Raw genomic sequence first — 16,296 nt, forward strand, 5'->3', positions numbered from 1 at the left:
CGCCGCTATCTCTCCGAGGGCTCCATGGCCGAACTCTTCACCGACAAGCCAGCCCCGCAGCAACAGATCCCCGCACAAGCGGAACCAAACGAGCTCCACTGACTACACCACTCGGCGGGACACCATCTCGTGGTCTGCTCAGGCGGCTGCGGAGAGTGGTCGCGAAGTGCTCCGCTCGGGACAACTGGACGCGCAGCTTCTCCACCTGCCCTGTCGCCGCCTGCTCGTACTCGCAGACGCGCTCGAGCAAAGTCTCCCGGGATTTCGCTCCCCTTGCGGGGGAATTCAGGCAATTCTGCTCCGCCGGGCCCTGGCGAGCGCAGCAGTATGAGGCGCATGGCGCCGATTTCTTCCGATTCCTCGTCCGGCAGCTCTCCGCAACAGGTCGGCCTCCGTGGCGATGCCCGTTTTGAGGACATCGCGGATGCCTCCTGGTGGCGAATGGCTGCCAGGCTGCCCCGCACGCTCGCCGCTGCTGCTCGTCTGGGCTGGGCCGCCGACCGCCGGGCGATGGTGTTGCTGGCCTGCTGCCAGCTGGCCGTCGTCGTCGGCTCGGCCGTTGCGCTGGCTGCGCTTCCGGGTGCGCTGGCTCAGTTGTTCCAGGGCGGGCAGGTGGGCGAGAGGGTGGCGGCGGCCGCTCCCGCGCTGATCGTGGTCGCTGTGGCTGCGGGGGTGCGCGCCGGTGCCGACGCGATGTCGGTCTATGCCTCCGCGCGGCTTGGGCCCGAGGTTGCCACCGGGGCGGACCTGCAGATCCTCGCAGCCGCCCCGCAGGTGGAGTTGGAGGCGTACGACAGTCCGGGGTTCGCCGACCGGCTCCAGGCCGCCGGTCGCGGTGCGGAGGCGACCGAAAACCTGATCGGCGACGCTCAGGCACTGGTTTCCGCACTCGGCCAGCTCGTCGCGGCCGCCTCGGTGCTGACGCTGCTCCATCCCGTACTGCTGCCGCTGCTCTTGCTCGCGGTCGTCCCCAAGGGCGCTGCGGCTGTCACCACCGCGCGCATCCAGCACCGCGCCGACCACCAGAACATCGCGGACAGCCATCTGCGTTACCTGCTACGGCACTACGCCACTCACCAACGCACCGCGGCCGAGGTTCGGGCCACCACCATGGCCGGATTCCTGGCCGACTGGTATCAGGAGATCACCGACCGGATCAAGGCCACGCACCGCCGGGCCGCCCCGCGCGTGCTGCGCGTAACTCTGCTCGGCGCCGGAGTCAGCGGCCTGATGCTCGCGGCGGCCTGGGCCGCGCTCGGCTGGCTGGCCGCCAGCGGACGGATGGATCTCGCGCTGGCGGCCACAGCTGTCATCGCCGTTCGTACGTCCACGGGCGCGCTGACGTCGCTGGTCCTGGCCGCCGCCCGATTGTTCCGCACCAGCCTGTATCTGGAGGACTGGCAGGCGTTCCTGCAACGGGCCGCTGAGCTGCGCGCCATCCGCGGCTGCCTGCCGATCCCACCCGGCGCGCCCGCTGAGATCCGCGCCGAGAACGTGAGTTACACCTACCCCGGCGCTACGAAACCGGCGGTCGACGGTGTCAGCCTTACCCTGCGTCGCGGCGAACTCATCGCGCTGGTCGGCGAAAACGGGTCCGGCAAGACCACACTGTCCGCTCTGCTGACAGGGCTACGCGTCGCGTCCGCCGGCACGGTGAGCTGGGACGGGATCGACCTGGCCGAGGCCGACCCGCAGAGCGTGTGGGCGAAGGTCGGCCTTGTGCCCCAGGACTACACCCGCTGGCCGATGGACCTGCGCGCCAACATTCATCTCGGCCAGCCCCGCTCCGGGAACGACGCCCTCCTCCTTGAGGCTGCCCGGGCGGCTGGCGCGGACAGTGTCATCCAGAGCGTCCGGCACGGCTTGGACACTCTGGTCGCGGGCTCGCACTGGGGCGGCACCGACCTGTCCGGCGGGCAGTGGCAACGTATCGCCGTCGCGCGGGCCTTCTACCGTGACGCCACCATGCTGATGCTGGACGAACCCACCTCCGCGATGGACCCCCGCGCCGAGTACCTGGTGATCCGCCGGTTCAAGGAGCTCGCCGTCGGCAAGACCGCCGTGTTCGTCACCCAGGGCCTGGAGAACGCCCGGATCGCGGACCGCATCGTCGTCCTGGACCGCGGCCGGGTCCGTGAAGAGGGCGACTTCCCGACCCTGATGACACACGACGGGCTCTTCGCCGAGCTGTACCGGCTGGGTCAGGACCGCTGATCATCCCGTACGCCCGGCACCACCATCATGCGGTGGTATGCGCCTGGCTGGTGCGGTTCGCCCACCGGGAGGCCGTCGACCTCCACCCAGGCGTGCGCGCGAAACGGCGATGTGCGCACTCCCGTGCACCAGTCCGGCCAGACTCCGCGCATGCGGCACAGCAGTACGGTGGCCACGGAACGCTGCAGGCAGCCCTCCCCGGCGCAGCGCGCACTGAGCGCAACGACAGCCTGACGTGCGGCGAGGGCCTCTTCCGCAGTGGCGGGGGCGGACCCGCGGCGGACCGCGGACAGGACGCGGCGGATGCGATGCGGCTTGAGGGTGACGATCAGCCGGGCGGCGGCCGTGGCGAGGAGGGCAGGGGGACGGCGGCGCAGGGGCAGGCGGTCGTGAGTCGCGGTCACCATCGGCTGGCTCATGCAGGCACCACCAGACGGGCCGCGAGCAGTTCGTCCGTGATCGAGGCCGTGTCAGCGTCGGCGCGCTCCGCAGTGAGCTTGGGGTAGGCGTCGCGCAGCGCGCGGGCCGTGTCCGGTGGTTCGCGGCCGTCGATCAGGCTGCGCAGGACGAGCGCGGCGGTGCGGTTGAGCTGCCAGTAGCGGCCGGTGACTTCATCGAGGAGCACCATGCCGTCCGGTGTGTCCGTCGTGCAGACTCCCGGTCGCAGGGTGAGGCTCACGGTGCTCCTTCGGTGACAGCTGTGATGGGGGTGGTGGCGGTGCTCGGCGGGCGGGTGAGTGTGGAGCGGGCCTGGATCCAGATCTCGCTGCCCAGGCTGGAGCTGAGGGAGCGCAGTCCCTCCGGGGTGGGGTGCACTCCGAGCAGGGACGCGCGGATCGCGGCGTCGTCGATCAGTCCTGCGCGGGCGAGCCACGAGTCGTCGAAGAGCTCGACAAGTCCGGCGCGGCTGTGGCGCAGGCTGACGTGGAAATCCGTGCTGTACTCGCCCTTGGTGTTCCGTCTCAGGACGTCGTCGGGCACGATGCCGCGTACCGCTTCGGCGAGCACCGGTTTGTACCGGCCGGGTGTGCTGCGCTCGGCCACGCGGATGGCCAGGGCCGCCTCGATCACTTCGTCATCGAGGTAGGGCGCGGCCTGCCCCAGTCCTTGGCGGGAGGTCACCTGGTCCAGCAGGCGCAGGCCGCGCCCACCGGTGCGTACGCACGCGAGCGCCGCGTGCTGGCCGCGCTCGGGGGCGAGGGGCTCGGCGCCGGCGGAGGCTTCCTCGATCAGACTCCGCACGGCCTCGGCCGCGTCCCGGGTGGCCCACGGCGGCATGAGCAGGTCCGCGCCCCACGCCGTCGAGGGGGCGCGACGGGCCATGGCCGGTGACGGCTGTCGCGGCGCGGTGAGGTCTTCCGCCCAGGCGGTCAGCCACTGGCCGAAGGTCCTGCGGTCCGCGAGCTGCCGCAGCAGTTGGCCGAGCGGCCAGTGCTGGGAGGCACGGTGCGTACGGATACGGGAGTACGCGGCCAGGGGGTGGCGTCGGACGTAGTCGTGCAGGTGCGAAGGGAACGTGCCGAACAGTTCGTCTCCGCCGCCGCCCATCAGGTGCAGCCGCGATCCCCGGACCGTCATGAGGCGGCACTGCTCCGCCAGCCGGGCGCCGTCGCGCACCCACGGACCCGGCTCGTCGGTGGGCACGGCGTCACCGGTGAGAGCCGTCAAGTCGCTGTACCAGTGCGGCCATTGGTCCTGGGCGGGCGTGACGTGCTCGATGTCGGTCAACGCGGCGGTGGCCCGCGCGGCCCAGGCGGCGTCGTCGTTCTCCGGGTCGAGGCTCTGCCAGCGCATCGTGACCAGCTTCGTTCCGGGCTGTCGGGAGGGCTCCTGCTCCCGGGCGGCCAGGAAGCACAGGCTGGTGGAGTCCATGCCGCCCGTCAGGTCCGCGCTCACCGTGCCCCCGTCGGCCATGCAGGCATCCACCGCGGCGGCCAGCGCCGCGCGCACCGCGGGCACGCCTTCCTGCCAGGGGAGCCGCGGCTCCGGCGGGGTCCACCACGGCTGTGTGCGGGCCCGCCCGTCGGCGTCGATCAGCAGCGCGTCGCAGGACGGCAGGGCTCGCACGCTCTGCCACACACACAGATCGTCCAGCGGGTAAGGCAGCGGGGAGGAGAGCAAATGGGCGGCCAGAAGCCGTTCGTCGGGGGCCGCTCCGATCACGCCGGCGAGCCGGTCCGAACGGTCGGCGGCCACCGTCACCCCGCCCACGCGCGCGTGGAAGAGCCGCCGCACCCCAGACGCGCTCCCCCTGGCACGAACCGAACCGCCGACGGAGGCAAGGAGATGGAAACTTCCGGTCAGACCGTGGGCGATCCGCTCAACGTCCCCGATGTCCCGCAGCTGACCCGCCCGCACGGACAGCGCGTCCGCGGTGACTGGACAGCGCCCGATCACCGCGACTCGCCGCGCCCCTGCGGCTCCCACCGTCACCTGTCCATCCGGCCAACTGCCCAGCAGCCACGGCCGACCGGAGTGGTGGGTGATGGCCTTTGTGGCCCAGGGGCGCAGAAGCCGCGCCGCGGCCACGCCCGATTCACCGTCCGGAAGGATCGTGAACCACACGTCACCGCTCATGGCACTCACCCGTCATGTGGTCTCGGACTCAGATCAGTTGGGGCCGAGGTACCACTCATAAGGCGGGAACCCGCCCTCGTAGTACGCTCCCAGGGCCTCGCCGCGGGTCAGCTCGACGAAGTCACCGACTTCCACCATGGCCGGCGGTTCGTACACCTCGTACTGCTCCATGAAGGTTCCTCTTCCACTTTTACCGACGGTGCGAAATCCGCACCGGGGCGGTAATTGCCCGTGGCACTTCGGCGTTATGCCAACCGAGGTCATCCTCCATCCTATGGAGTGAAGTGAGAGGATTTCCGCCCTCAAAAGAGGGACGGGACGGCGCCGTGTACGCCAGCGGCCGGAGGGTGCCAGGGAGAGCTCGGAGGCGTGCGGGCACATCAAGCGGAACGCGAGGAAACGCCGTGCCCCTACCGATGAGTCCGTCTGTGCGGTCGGCCCCCTGACGCGGCAGTCTCCGGCGCGCGTGCACCGAACCGCTGCAGCTGCCCCTTCGCGGCGGGCTTTCCATCAGGATCACTGGTCTTCGAACGCCAGAAGCACCCGCCGCGATGGTGTCCCGCCGAGTGGTGTAGCCGGTCTGGGTTCTGGAACGCGCGGGGGTCTGCTCGGGGCGTGCATCCGCTGTCGGTGACTGCTCCCTGAGCAGAGGCAGGCCATCGCGCAAGTCTCTTTGGTGAACGGCCAGTTCAACCGAGGAGGACGCGATGGCCTTGTCCCAGTCTGACCTGATGCGGCTGCTGGAGTCGATACGTACGGCCGACGGAGTCGAGGCAATCAGGGCGCTGTGCGAGCACATCCTGCAGGAGCTCATCGAGGCGGAGGCCACCCAGGTGATCGGTGCCGGCCCACGCGAGCACTCGAGCGAGCGCACGACCTGGCGCAACGGCCACCGCGACAGGCTTTTGACCACCCAGGCCGGCGACCTGGACCTGAAGATCCCCAAGGTGCGGACCGGATCGTTCTTCCCCTCGCTGCTGGAACGAAGGCGCCGGATCGACCGGGCCCTGTTCGCCGTGGTGATGGAGGCATACGTCCACGGCGTCTCGACGCGGTCGGTCGATGACCTGGTCAAAGCGTTGGGGGCGGACTCGGGGATCTCGAAGTCTGAGGTGTCCAGGATCTGCGGCGAACTCGATGAAGAACTGTCCGCGTTCAAGGAACGGCCGCTGGATCACACCGTGTTCCCCTACGTGTTCCTGGACGCGACTTACTGCAAGGCGCGGGTGAACCACCGGATCGTGTCGCAGGCGGTGTGCTTCTTCGAGGTGTTCTTCCAGCTCAGCATGGGTCCACGACTGGGCCGGCTTGCCTTGCAGGGTGCGGATCGCCCTCGGCCAGCCAGCCCCTGGCGACCAGCCGCTTCAACTTCCCCCGCGTCCCCTCGATCTTCCCCACCTCGGCCGGCAGCCCGATCCTCGGCACGACCTGCTTGGCCCGCACCGGCCCCGGCGCATCCCGGACCACCTCCACGCTGTCCCGGTAGATCTTCGGAAGTGCACTCGTGTCCATCCCCGGCCGCCAGTGGGGCACCGCCAGCACCCCCACCATCTGCCGCTCGGCTCCGGCGTACGCAGACGACTCCTCAGTCTCGTCCGCCTCGACGGCTGCCGGCTCCACATCCACCGCGCCAGAGGTATCCGCCGACATCTCGGCCATCACCTCGAACACCGTCTCCCGGGCGATCTGCAACCGACCCAGATTCTCCCGAGCCTCTTCCAACCGGCCGGTCACCTCGGCCAGTTGCTCCTCAAGCTCGTCCACCCGCACCCGGGCAGTCGCCTCCCGGGCCTCCAACTCCTCGAACAACGAGCCCATCAGGATCGCCTCCTCCACCGCCCACGGTAGAGAGGGATCCAGCCGGACACACCCCGATCAGCACCGACCTACCGGCTGCTTCCCTTCAGAGGAACTGCACCCATCGGATTCTGCCGGTATTCCTGCACCAAGTTGACCAGCACCAGCTTCTGGCCCGGCTGCCGCATGAGCCAGACCGCCCCCTGCTCATTGGCCAGCTCGATCGACCAACCGGATTCCCCGGGCGACCAGGGGACATAAAACAGAGGTGCCCTGTGGGTGCTCACAATCCCGGCTTCCGTCTCCCGATGCCGCCGATGAGCTTTGCACGTGTCTCGCCGGTTGGAGCGAAGACACTTCCGAGACGGGGTTGATGGGCCCATGCTTCAGCCGCGACTGAGAGGCCTGAGCGGTTATCACCGCCCCACCGCATGGCTGGTGACCAGAGGGTTTACGGGACTCACGCCGCTGCGTCGGCTTCCTCGGCTTCGGCGAGGGCCCGGTAGAGCGATGCGACGGAGTGGGACCTGCTCGCCCCTCCGCCCTAGCCTGACACGGCCTGTAGGGCACGATGCTGGGCATGCGCCACGACCTTGAGGATCCCGAACTGAGGCGGCTGCGCCGCCACTACGTCGCCGCCGGCCAGCGCTACCTACGGCTGCGCTACAGCATCTTCCGGCTGAAAGAGCGCGAACGAACCAAATTCGCGCGGGAGCTGGCCCGAGCGGCAGATGCCATATCGCCCCACCAGCTTGGCCTCCTCCTCGACAGCGGCTGGCGCGAACGCAAGACCGCAGCCTGGCTGATCGCGATCGCGGGCCGTACCGACTTCCGGCCGCGGCTGGGCGAGCTCCTTCTAGCCAGCGAGGCCGGCTACGCCGGGCACGCGTACTGCATCACCCTGGCCACCTTCGGCACCGAGGCTGACGCCGACCTGCTGGCCGCCTACCTCGACCGCTATCTGCCCCGACCCGACCTGGACTACGACCAGTCCTCCGCACTCGGAGCCCTCCTCCACCTCGACGCCACCCACGGCACCGACCGGGTGGCCCGCTTCCTCACACCGAACGGCCCCTGGCAGCAGTGGGTACACGGACCGCCCGCCAAACAAGAGTCGGAGCCCGCCGAATACCAGGAGGACATGGCCCGGTTCTGCTCCTTCGCGCAGGAAAGCGCCCGTCACTGCACCGCCCACAGAACATGAGGTGGGCCCGGACCCGGGGCAGCGGACCGGTCGACGAATCACCGCGCCGCTAGCCGCGGGCGGTGGCCGAGGCGTGGACGACCCGGACATGTGATCAGTGGCAGGGGTGGCAGGAGTCGAACCTGCGGCATCCGGTTTTGGAGACCGGCGCTCTGGCCTCTGAGCTACACCCCTTCGACCGGCGTCAGCTTGCCACGCCCGGCACCTGGGGATCCACGGGATTTCGGGAGGAGATGCCCGCGCCCATCGACAGCACCCAGCGGGACGTGGGGGCCCAGACGTCGTCCGGGTACAGGTTGATGATCTGGCCGGCCTCCCTCGTGCTCCCCCTCATGGGCACGATCTCGACAGCGTAGGACGGATTCCCCCCGGGTCCTCCGTGCCGATGCTCCTGAGTACTCCCTCGCTGTTGCCGCTGTGACTGATGTCGGCGAGTCCTCACCGAGGATGTCGAACGGACTGACACGGCACTAACGCATCAACGTACCCAGGACGGGGCGTACTCGACGTGGGCCCCGTCCCAGGGCCCGAGGTCCCGGCAGATGTGGTAGTAGCAGCCACCGGGGATGAAGTGCCCGACCTGCGCGTGCGGAGGGCCGTATACGGTCAGGTCGACGAGATCCCTGGCCGCCGCCCGATAGTCCATCGGATCACCGGTCAGGAAGAGGGTCTCGGCCCGGTTCTGGTCCTGTATTCGGGGCGGCCGCTGCCAGTTCGAGGGCTGCTCGCGCTGCTGCCGCGCCATCAGTTCCCGGTACTGGTAGGGCCAGAGACCGAGCGGCATCTCGGGGCCCGACTCGGGGAGATCGGTGAGTGGGGGCGAGACGCTGGTAACGCTGCCGGTGTTGGCTCTGGAGCTGGCCAACTGACGCAGCCGCTTCCAGTGCCCTGGGCGGAACTGCAGTGCCCGGGGAGCCAGTACGAGATCGAAGGGCACCTCGTGCTCGTCGTCGAAGGCGGGCGCCAGGGCCGCGCTGCGGGTGGGCAGGTGGATGAGCGAGTGGCTGGAACGGGCCGCCAGTAAGAAGAGCGCGGCGAGGCGCCTGCCGTCGGGGCGGTCCACGGACATCCGCCATTCGTCGTCATTCTGCCGATAGAGGGCCACGCACCGAAGCCGGGGCTCGGGCCGCACGATCGTCAACTCCCCTTTACCGGTGCGCACTCGACGGCGCACCACCCGGACCCGCAGATCTTCCTGGACCAGCGCCGCCTTCACTTCACCCATCCCCCGACACCCCTATCCGTCGACACCTCTGTGCGGCCCATTGTGGGTGCACCAGGGGCGGCCTCCTCCAGACGGCGTGAGTGTGACGAGCCGACCAGGCCAAGGGAGTTCGGAACCGACTCTCCAGCCGTGCAGCCGTCAGGATCTCCTGACGGGGAATCCTCTGTCAGGAGATCCTGAGCTAACTCAAGAACGGCCGCTGAAGACCGCGTGTGCGTATGAGAGGTCAGTCTTCGCCCGGGGGATTTCCTCGCCGTGCAGCCGGATATCAAGGTCCCCGGCCCAGGCCAAGGCCCACGTGCGCAGGGCATCTACCCGGGCGGGATCCAGGCCGTAGTCGGCGAAGTCCTCGTCGTCCCACCATTCGGCACCGACGAGGCGGTCGCGCAGCTCATGCAGGCTGAATTCGTAGCGGGCGTGGCGGCGGCCGAGCGTTTCGAGGTCGGCGGTGGTGCGCAGCCGGGAGGCGGCGTGGACGTCAATGAGGTCGCGGACCGCGCCGCGATCGGCGAGTGCGCGGACCTTGGTGCCGATCACGTCGTCGAGGGCGAGGACCGGTCCGAGCTCGGTCGTGGTCGGCGGGGACCAGAAAGCCTCCTTGAGGATGTCGATCTCGCACTCCTCGCCCGTATGAGGGTCGGCGGCGATGAGCCGACCGGAGAGTGGGCTGGTCTCGATCTGGCGGACATGCCAGCCGCGCCGGGCGAGGCCGTCACTGACCGTGCGAGTGATCTCGTCCATATGAGAGGGGTTCTCGGTGGCCACGTCCAGATCCTGGCTGAGGCGGTCGACCAGGCCGTGGGCCTGGACCGCGTATCCCCCGGTGATCACCAGCGGGTAGGGCGTACCGATGGCCAGGACGTCGGCCAGGAGCCGGCGCTGCAGGTCGCTCAGATTCACGCGGCAGCGGCCCCGGCGGAGGCCAGTTCAGGGAAGGCCGATTCCCAGGTGTGGCGGAGCGGGCGGCTGATCAAGGTCCGCAGCGTGGGCCACTGAGCGGTCAGCAGGTCCCGGTTCAGGAGGTTGATCAGGTCCTGGTGCTGTCCTTCGGCCAGGACGGTGCGGTACAGACCCATCCGCGACCGGGGCTGATCCAGCGTGTTAGGAGCGGCGGCCCGACCAGGCCACGTGCAGAGGCAACTCGACCGCGCCGCGACGGGGCCCCACCAGGTCCGCCAGGCTGGCCGGTAGACGCTTCGCGTACTGCTCGCACAGCACCTCGAAGGCGTCTGGCACCGGAAACGATGAGGACGAAACAGCCATGCCCTCAGTATCACCCGCGGGGCCTTTGGCGGTCACCATCACGCCTCAGCTTCGCGTGCGCCAGCTGAGGGGCAGTTCATCGAGTCGGAAGATGCCCCACTCCCAGAGTCGGCCGGGCGTGAGCCGTGCTGTCACCGCGCGATCGCGCCCTTCCTGTTCTGCTTCGCTGCGTGCCTGCTCCAGGGCTTGGACCAGCCCGAGCGCGAAGTGTTCTGGCAGCGGCGGCTCATCGATGACTCCAACGGCATGAGCCACAACGAGACTCGAGTCGAGCGCTTGACGGTCGACGCGGACGCCATGGGTGCGTTCGCTCTGCTCGATGTGGAGCACCGATTCGGCACGCACCAGCTCCAGGCTGTTGTGCCGATCTGGGGCCACGTAGATCCAAACGTCCACCACTGTGTGCTCCTCTTCAGGGTCTTGGATTGGCCAGTGTGTGCATGCAGTTCTGCCAACCGGGGCTTAGCGGCCGGTGCGCAGAACCTCGCGGCGAGTGGAGACGAGGTTGTGCCACCGCGCGCGGGTGGCCCGTTCGCCGTCGAGCCATTGAGGGGCGGTTTGATCGGCGGGGAGCGGGAGGCCGGCCATGAAGCATGCGATGTCGACGTAGTAGGCGTAATCCCCGCCGCCAGTGAGTTCGCGCAGGCGGGAGATGGTGGCGCTCAGCCCGTCGTGGTCGTTCAGGACGGCTTGGCGGAAGGCGGCGGCGAGTTCGAGGGTGGGCGTCATGGAAGTGAGGCCCGCGTCGTCGAGCTCGGCGTGCAGGGCGCGTACGCGGTCGTCGAGTGCAGGGTTGCCGGCGTCGCGGATGAGGGCGGCGATGGCCGCGCTGATCGTGGCCGCGCGCAGGTTGAGACGGGCGAGGCTTCTTGATCTCCCGGCGTTCGGGGAGGGTGAAGGTCCTGGGCCGGCCGCCCTTGTACTTCGGGTAGAGCGAGTCGAAACTGTCGGCATTGAAGTTGTGGATCACGTCGCGGACCCGGTCCGGGCTGGTGAACGTCACCTCGGTGATCTTCGCCACGGCCATGCCCTGCGCGGATAACAGCACCATCTGGGCCCGCCGCCAGGTCACCACCGACCCGGTGCCCCGGCGCACGATCCGCAGCAGGCGCCGCCCTTCGTCGTCATCGATCTCCCGGACCCGCACCCGTTCAGCCATCCGCACAGTTTCCCGGAGCCCTCCGCTCCGTGGCCGTAAAACCGGCGTGTTCGGCCTCCTCCGCTCGCGGACACATGGCGCACGACTGGCTACTGTTCGGGGTATGTCTGAGACTTCCGGCCAGCATTCCCTGGGCATCGATCCCATATCCCGGCCGCAGCCCTCCGTTGCGGTGCCGGGACTGCAGTACATCGCCGACTGGCTCACCCCCGACGCCTGCCAGGCCCTGCTCTCAGACATCGACGCCGCGGAGTGGTCGTCACAGTTGAAGCGGCGAGTGCAGCACTACGGCCACCGCTACGACTACGGCCGCCGCAGCGTGGCAGGCGATCGGCAGGCAGCCGCGCGACCGCTTCCCGCATGGGCCCGAGAGGCGGCCGCCCGCCTCGCAAGTGAGGGCCTGATGGGCCAGGAGGCGGAGCAGGTGATCGTCAACGAGTACCAGCCGGGTCAGGGGATCAGCGCCCACGTCGACTGCCTGCCCTGCTTCGGTCCGGTCATCGCCGCGATCTCACTGGGCTCCGGATGCCTCATGGACTTCACCAATCCTGAGGACGGAGCGAAGTTGGCAGTACCGCTCGCACCCGGCAGCCTGCTGGTCATGACCGGCCCGGCCCGCTACACCTGGCGCCATGCCATCGCCGCACGCAAGAGCGACCCCGGAACCACCGGCCGCGTCCCACGCGGCCGACGCGTGTCGGTGACCTTTCGTACTCTGCTCCACCCCGGCCAGTAGCCTCCGCCGAACCATCACCAGACCGTCTGCCCACACTCTCAACAGGGCGGACGATTCCTGATGCGGCACTAGGACACCGGGGCCTACACGCGGGACTCCGCGCTCTTGGGGCGGTGACGTGGCGTCACAGATAGCTGGAATGAAGGCCGTCCGTGGTGGTTCAGGAGGTGATTTTGGCCGACGATGCGGTGGCCTTCGCGGCGCGGACGGTGCCGCCAGGAAGCGGCCTACCCCGGGTGCGGTGCGGTGGCCCACTTCTTGGTCACACTCGAAGAACCCGTGCGGCCACTGCCACGGCACGGCTGCCCGCCGATGATCAATGGGTGTGGGTCTGCTGCGGGAACTGTCCGAGCTGGGAACGTCCCTGCAGAAGAGCAAACGCAGCCGGCGAAGCACCGGCCCGAGCATCAGGGCCTCAGCAGTCCGCCCACCCACCAGTCGTGCGGCTTGCCATCGTTGGCGATGCCGCGATTGCGCAGAGTCCCTTCGACGGTGAAGCCGAGTTTCTCGGCGACGGCACGCGAGCCGGTGTTCCCGACCATGGCCCACCACTCGATGCGGTGGACGTCGAGGGTGGCCCAGCCCCAGTCGCACAGGGCCCGAGCGGCCTCCACCGAGTACCCGCGTCCGCGCTGGTCCTTGACCGCCCAGTAACCGAGTTCGTAGACGCCCGGACTGATGATGAACAGGCAGTACGAGCCGACCAGGGCGCCACTGTCCCTACGGAAGGCGCCGAGGGTGTAGTTCTTGTCCGTGGCCCAGCCCGCGGACAGTTCCTCGCCGATGCGCTTCTCCGCGTCCGCACGCCGGTACGGCACCGGCACCGGCGTACAGAACTGAATGTCCTCGTCCTGGCAGGCTTCGTACACCGCATCCACGTCGGCCGGTGTGAAGGCCCGAAGCACCAGACGGTCGGTCTCAAGAGTCACCGGATCCATTGCGGCAGTATGAACACCACCAGCAAGCAGCGACCAGCGAATATCCCCGAGCACCGCACATCACAACACCCCGGGCTGATCAACGGTCGTTGCAACACCCCAGATCAGCTGCCCCCGAGACGGAGCTACGCCCACCATCAATCGCGGACCGAGCCGTAAGAGTGCTGTGGTGCTCGGCATCGCGTATAGGGACGGGAAAAGCACCGCGCACGGTTGGGCGGGGCGCGGCGGAACGTGGGTGAAGGTCACAATGAAGCGGACGGGCGTCACCGGGTACGTGCATTTGTCCCTCGTCGCGTGGGGCAAGGAGGAGTTGGCTCAGACCGGGTGACCAGTCGGTGCGGCAACGACCCCGGTGGGCGGGCATGTCAGAGGTTGCTGAGGCTGGCGGCCACGGCGGTCAGTCGGTCCATCGCGTGAGCCACGCCGAGCCCGTCCATGTAGTCGCGGACATGCACGATCTGGCTGTTCCGGATCCGGATCACGAGGATGCCGGGAAAGTTGAAGGACTGGCCGGTCGTGGTCACGGTCCCGGAGACGATCTGCTCGACGACGATCACCTCCGCGTCGGTGTTCTCATGCACGACGACTTCGCGGATCTCCTTTGGTTGCGCCGGGCTTGCACCCCAGGCCGCTCGATAGCCCGCGCGGACCTCTTCGCGTCCCTGGTAGCGCTCAGGCATGCCGGGGAAGAGGAAAGGAAACTCGTGCACGGAATCGACCGCGTACAGATCGGCCAGGTCGTCCGCGGACTTGTCGAGCATTGCCTGCTGGTAGCGGGCCAAGACCTCACGAGGGCCGAGGTTGGCCGAGGTTGTGTCCGGCATTGCTGTTGGACTCCGTTCAGTCAACGTGTGACGACATTCGAGCGCTGGGCCAGAACTTCAGGACTTTGGGGCTGCTGATCGGACGAAGGCCCCCAAGATCCGGTTGTGACGCCCGACTTGGAGACCCTCTTGACCGCACTCTATTGCAGAGCCCGCGAACGGTTCATGGGCAGGAACACACTGCGCGCCAGTCCCATCGCGCGGCGCGTGTGCCCCAGTCGGGCGTAGACAGCGGGAATGTCTGGGTGCAGTGCTTCGTTGCGTCGGGCCACAAGGTCCTCGGCCGCGGCCAGCATCGCCAAGGTGCCAAGGTCGTCGGGGGCGCAGCGTCGTGCGCTTGCGCGCGCGGCGGCGATCTCGGCGAGGCACGCAGCGTCGCTGCCGGTCACCTCGCGCATTCGTATGTGACGGCGTACATCCGTAGCGAGAGCAGTGGAGCGGCCCGTGTCATGGAGCTGCGCGAGCAGCCTCCCGTAGGGCTGGAGGAGGTACGCAGGGGTACCGGGAGGCCAGCCCTTGCAGGCGTACGACTCTGCCCATGTGTGCAGACGTTCCCAATAGGTGTCGATATCGGGCCCGAGTTGCGCCTGGGCCGCGGCGAAGAGCGTCTCGTGTGCGAAGAGGTAACCCCGACTGTGGGCGTACAGCCCCATATCCGAGCCGCCGTCGCCGCCAGAGCCGCGCAGGCGCAGCATGCGGCCGAAGCGTGGAAAGCCGAGTGCGCTGCAGCGCAGCACCGCGTCTTGCTCGCCCACCTGTCCGAAGGACACAGTCGGGGTGTTGGTGTGGGGTACAACGAGTACCGCGACGTCGATCCCTGAGTGCTGCCATCTCACGGTGGCTTTGATGGTGCGTTCCTGGGGCCGGTCCGCCTCGAAGCGCACCAGTACCTGCGAGGCACCGTCGACGACATGGGCAGCGGTCAGAATCCTGCCCGGTGCGACGAGGTAGCCCGAACCGCGGCGCCGCGTACCCGCCTTGGGTAGCGAGACGAGGACCTCGACGGCGCAGTGTGCCTGTAGACCTCGGTCGACCACATGGGCGCGGTTGCCGGCCACGTGCTCGTCCTGCTCAGCGCTCGTTGTCAACCTCGCCGCCCGCGATCAGGACCGGTCGGGCTGGGCTTCCATCCGTCGCAACGGTCGTGGGATTGAGCGTGACGGTGACCCGCTGCGTCTGGGCGTGCGCATACTTGCCATTCGCCCCCGCGTCGACGACCCACAGCCGGGTCCTGGCCTCCGCGCCTGCCTCACGGCTCACCGCGATGGTGGCCTCTAGCTCCACAGGCCCCAGTTCGAAGCGGACCGCTTCGCCCTCACTGTCCGCCAGGGCTATGGCCAGCTGGCGTCGCAGCTCGCGGACCATGTCGGACAGCTCGATCACAAGACCCCCCTGGTGGCGCAAGTGCGGTGATCAGATGCTACACACCAGGGTGTGGCGGGTTCTGTGTATGGTGCAGATGGCCACCGAATCTGGCCGGTGACGCCGGTTGCTGGTTCCACGCTGGATCGTGGCTCGGTATCGGTCCGTTCGTGCAGGTCGTAGCGGAGCCGCCGATGTGCGGGGGCAATGTGAAGAGGCTTCCTCAGCGTAGGTCGCTGAACTAGGCAAACATGCATGTCAGTTGGGGTCGTGCCTTTCGGGGTGCGGCCCTGCGGGCGGATGTGCTGCTCTCTGCTGCGGCCACAGAGTGGGCTCGCGCTAGCGGTCGCGAAGGCGTCGTGATGGCACTGCCCCCACACACACAGCGATCGTGACCGTGCCTTGGAGGAAGGCAACGCATCCGGGAGAACCGGCTCCTCGCGGTCAGGCTGGAACGCCTTCTTTGGCCGACTCACGTGGTGGCGTGGGCTCCGGCGGGCTGGTTCGGCGGAGCGACTTGCGGAGCATGGAGCTGATGTCCGGGTCGTGGCCGAGCGGTGCCAGGAGCAGGAGCAGGCCGCCCCACATGGCGAGGGCGAAGCTCCACAGGCCCATGGTCACCGCGATGGAGAGATGGAAGAGCGCACCGGCGGGCAGCAGCATCCAGCGCACCTTCTGAGGCATCAGAAGAGCGGCGGCGAGGGCGATCTCCAGCACGAGTGGCCCCCAGGTCATGGCGGCGACGCCTGCCGGGCTCTGCACGACGGTGTTGAGCGCGGGGCGCAGCCAGCCCGCCGCCCCGAACGCGTCGTTGTTGACCCAGTAGTACAGGGCGGTCCCATCGGCCCATTCGGCGTGGGGGAGTTTTGCCACGCACGACTGGAAGTACAGCACGGCCATCTGGATGCGGGCCACGTAGATCGCGCTGACGCCGATCAGCGCCAGGGTGCCGCGCTGCTCCGGGGCGGGGCGCTGCTCCTTGTGCCGGACGCGG

17 protein-coding genes, 1 tRNA gene and 5 pseudogenes are annotated in these 16,296 nt (G+C 68.6%); 4 read left to right on the forward strand and 19 right to left on the reverse strand.

Features of this window, described 5'->3' with window-relative positions:
- Nucleotides 1–37: 37 nt before the first annotated feature.
- Nucleotides 38–259, reverse strand: a pseudogene (locus E2651_RS45560) (hypothetical protein); the annotation flags it as partial.
- A gap of 77 nt (nt 260–336) precedes the next feature.
- Between E2651_RS45560 and E2651_RS29800 the strand changes: the two are divergent.
- Nucleotides 337–2,214 (forward strand): ATP-binding cassette domain-containing protein, encoded by a 1,878-nt coding sequence (locus E2651_RS29800; RefSeq protein ID WP_135334356.1) that lies wholly within the window; start codon nt 337–339, stop codon nt 2,212–2,214.
- Here the strand turns inward: E2651_RS29800 and E2651_RS29805 are convergent.
- Genes E2651_RS29805 through E2651_RS29820 form a run of 4 tightly spaced genes read right to left on the reverse strand, consistent with a single transcriptional unit; the run spans nt 2,202 to nt 4,962 of the window.
- The gene (locus tag E2651_RS29805; RefSeq protein ID WP_135334357.1) at nt 2,202–2,633 is read right to left on the reverse strand and encodes a lasso peptide biosynthesis B2 protein; all 432 of its coding nucleotides are present in this window, start codon (nt 2,631–2,633) and stop codon (nt 2,202–2,204) included. The genes E2651_RS29800 and E2651_RS29805 overlap by 13 nt on opposite strands.
- Complete coding sequence (locus E2651_RS29810; protein WP_135334358.1) at nt 2,630–2,893, reverse strand: lasso peptide biosynthesis PqqD family chaperone; 264 nt, start codon at nt 2,891–2,893, stop codon at nt 2,630–2,632. The genes E2651_RS29805 and E2651_RS29810 overlap by 4 nt, the downstream gene beginning before the upstream one ends.
- The gene (locus E2651_RS29815; RefSeq protein WP_135334359.1) at nt 2,890–4,791 is read right to left on the reverse strand and encodes an asparagine synthase-related protein; all 1,902 of its coding nucleotides are present in this window, start codon (nt 4,789–4,791) and stop codon (nt 2,890–2,892) included. The genes E2651_RS29810 and E2651_RS29815 overlap by 4 nt, the downstream gene beginning before the upstream one ends.
- 33 nt (nt 4,792–4,824) lie before the next feature.
- Complete coding sequence (locus E2651_RS29820; protein WP_135334360.1) at nt 4,825–4,962, reverse strand: lasso RiPP family leader peptide-containing protein; 138 nt, start codon at nt 4,960–4,962, stop codon at nt 4,825–4,827.
- Between the two features lie 536 nt (nt 4,963–5,498).
- On the opposite strand from E2651_RS29820, the pseudogene E2651_RS29825 reads away from it, so the two are divergent.
- A pseudogene (locus tag E2651_RS29825) lies at nt 5,499–6,047 on the forward strand (transposase); the annotation flags it as partial.
- 25 nt (nt 6,048–6,072) lie between these two features.
- Here the strand turns inward: E2651_RS29825 and E2651_RS29830 are convergent.
- Nucleotides 6,073–6,627 (reverse strand): hypothetical protein, encoded by a 555-nt coding sequence (locus tag E2651_RS29830; protein WP_209446283.1) that lies wholly within the window; start codon nt 6,625–6,627, stop codon nt 6,073–6,075.
- A 541-nt stretch (nt 6,628–7,168) separates the two neighbouring features.
- Between E2651_RS29830 and E2651_RS29835 the strand changes: the two genes are divergently transcribed.
- Complete coding sequence (locus E2651_RS29835; protein ID WP_135334361.1) at nt 7,169–7,792, forward strand: DUF6000 family protein; 624 nt, start codon at nt 7,169–7,171, stop codon at nt 7,790–7,792.
- A 98-nt stretch (nt 7,793–7,890) separates the two neighbouring features.
- On the opposite strand, the gene E2651_RS29840 is transcribed toward E2651_RS29835, so the two are convergent.
- The 8 genes and pseudogenes from E2651_RS29840 to E2651_RS46210 all read right to left on the reverse strand — a co-directional run.
- A tRNA-Trp gene (locus E2651_RS29840) sits at nt 7,891–7,966 on the reverse strand.
- A 10-nt stretch (nt 7,967–7,976) separates the two neighbouring features.
- The gene (locus tag E2651_RS44225) at nt 7,977–8,126 is read right to left on the reverse strand and encodes a hypothetical protein (RefSeq protein WP_167828930.1); all 150 of its coding nucleotides are present in this window, start codon (nt 8,124–8,126) and stop codon (nt 7,977–7,979) included.
- A gap of 144 nt (nt 8,127–8,270) precedes the next feature.
- On the reverse strand, nt 8,271–9,017 hold the full coding sequence (locus tag E2651_RS29845) for a hypothetical protein (protein WP_135334362.1): 747 nt from the start codon (nt 9,015–9,017) through the stop codon (nt 8,271–8,273).
- 186 nt (nt 9,018–9,203) lie between these two features.
- Nucleotides 9,204–9,917, reverse strand: a complete 714-nt coding sequence (locus E2651_RS29850) for a nucleotidyl transferase AbiEii/AbiGii toxin family protein (protein ID WP_135334363.1) — start codon at nt 9,915–9,917, stop codon at nt 9,204–9,206.
- Nucleotides 9,914–10,280: pseudogene (locus tag E2651_RS29855) on the reverse strand (hypothetical protein). The gene E2651_RS29850 and the pseudogene E2651_RS29855 overlap by 4 nt, the downstream one beginning before the upstream one ends.
- A 45-nt stretch (nt 10,281–10,325) precedes the next feature.
- Nucleotides 10,326–10,676, reverse strand: coding sequence for a hypothetical protein (locus E2651_RS29860; RefSeq protein ID WP_135334364.1), 351 nt, complete (start codon nt 10,674–10,676; stop codon nt 10,326–10,328).
- Between the two features lie 66 nt (nt 10,677–10,742).
- Complete coding sequence (locus tag E2651_RS44230) at nt 10,743–11,234, reverse strand: hypothetical protein (RefSeq protein WP_167828929.1); 492 nt, start codon at nt 11,232–11,234, stop codon at nt 10,743–10,745.
- Nucleotides 11,125–11,439: pseudogene (locus E2651_RS46210) on the reverse strand (helix-turn-helix domain-containing protein); the annotation flags it as partial. The gene E2651_RS44230 and the pseudogene E2651_RS46210, both read right to left, overlap by 110 nt.
- 103 nt (nt 11,440–11,542) lie before the next feature.
- On the opposite strand from E2651_RS46210, the gene E2651_RS29870 reads away from it, so the two are divergent.
- Nucleotides 11,543–12,175 carry an alpha-ketoglutarate-dependent dioxygenase AlkB gene (locus tag E2651_RS29870; protein WP_135334365.1) on the forward strand — a complete coding sequence of 211 codons (633 nt, stop codon included), beginning with the start codon at nt 11,543–11,545 and terminating at the stop codon, nt 12,173–12,175.
- Nucleotides 12,176–12,582: 407 nt separating this feature from the next.
- Here the strand turns inward: E2651_RS29870 and E2651_RS29875 are convergent, their stop codons facing one another.
- The 5 genes and pseudogenes from E2651_RS29875 to E2651_RS44235 form a co-directional block, all read right to left on the reverse strand.
- On the reverse strand, nt 12,583–13,113 hold the full coding sequence (locus E2651_RS29875) for a GNAT family protein (RefSeq protein ID WP_135334366.1): 531 nt from the start codon (nt 13,111–13,113) through the stop codon (nt 12,583–12,585).
- Nucleotides 13,114–13,481: 368 nt separating this feature from the next.
- A complete protein-coding gene (locus tag E2651_RS29880) occupies nt 13,482–13,898 on the reverse strand; it encodes a nuclear transport factor 2 family protein (protein ID WP_348541677.1) in 417 nt (138 codons plus the stop codon).
- A 182-nt stretch (nt 13,899–14,080) separates the two neighbouring features.
- On the reverse strand, nt 14,081–14,998 hold the full coding sequence (locus E2651_RS29885; protein WP_167828931.1) for a serine protease: 918 nt from the start codon (nt 14,996–14,998) through the stop codon (nt 14,081–14,083).
- 13 nt (nt 14,999–15,011) lie between these two features.
- Nucleotides 15,012–15,323, reverse strand: a complete 312-nt coding sequence (locus tag E2651_RS29890; RefSeq protein ID WP_135334369.1) for a trypco2 family protein — start codon at nt 15,321–15,323, stop codon at nt 15,012–15,014.
- Nucleotides 15,324–15,746: 423 nt separating this feature from the next.
- A pseudogene (locus E2651_RS44235) lies at nt 15,747–16,296 on the reverse strand (hypothetical protein); the annotation flags it as partial.

The organism is Streptomyces sp. MZ04 (assembly GCF_004684775.1).
Taxonomy (GTDB): Bacteria; Actinomycetota; Actinomycetes; order Streptomycetales; family Streptomycetaceae; genus Streptomyces.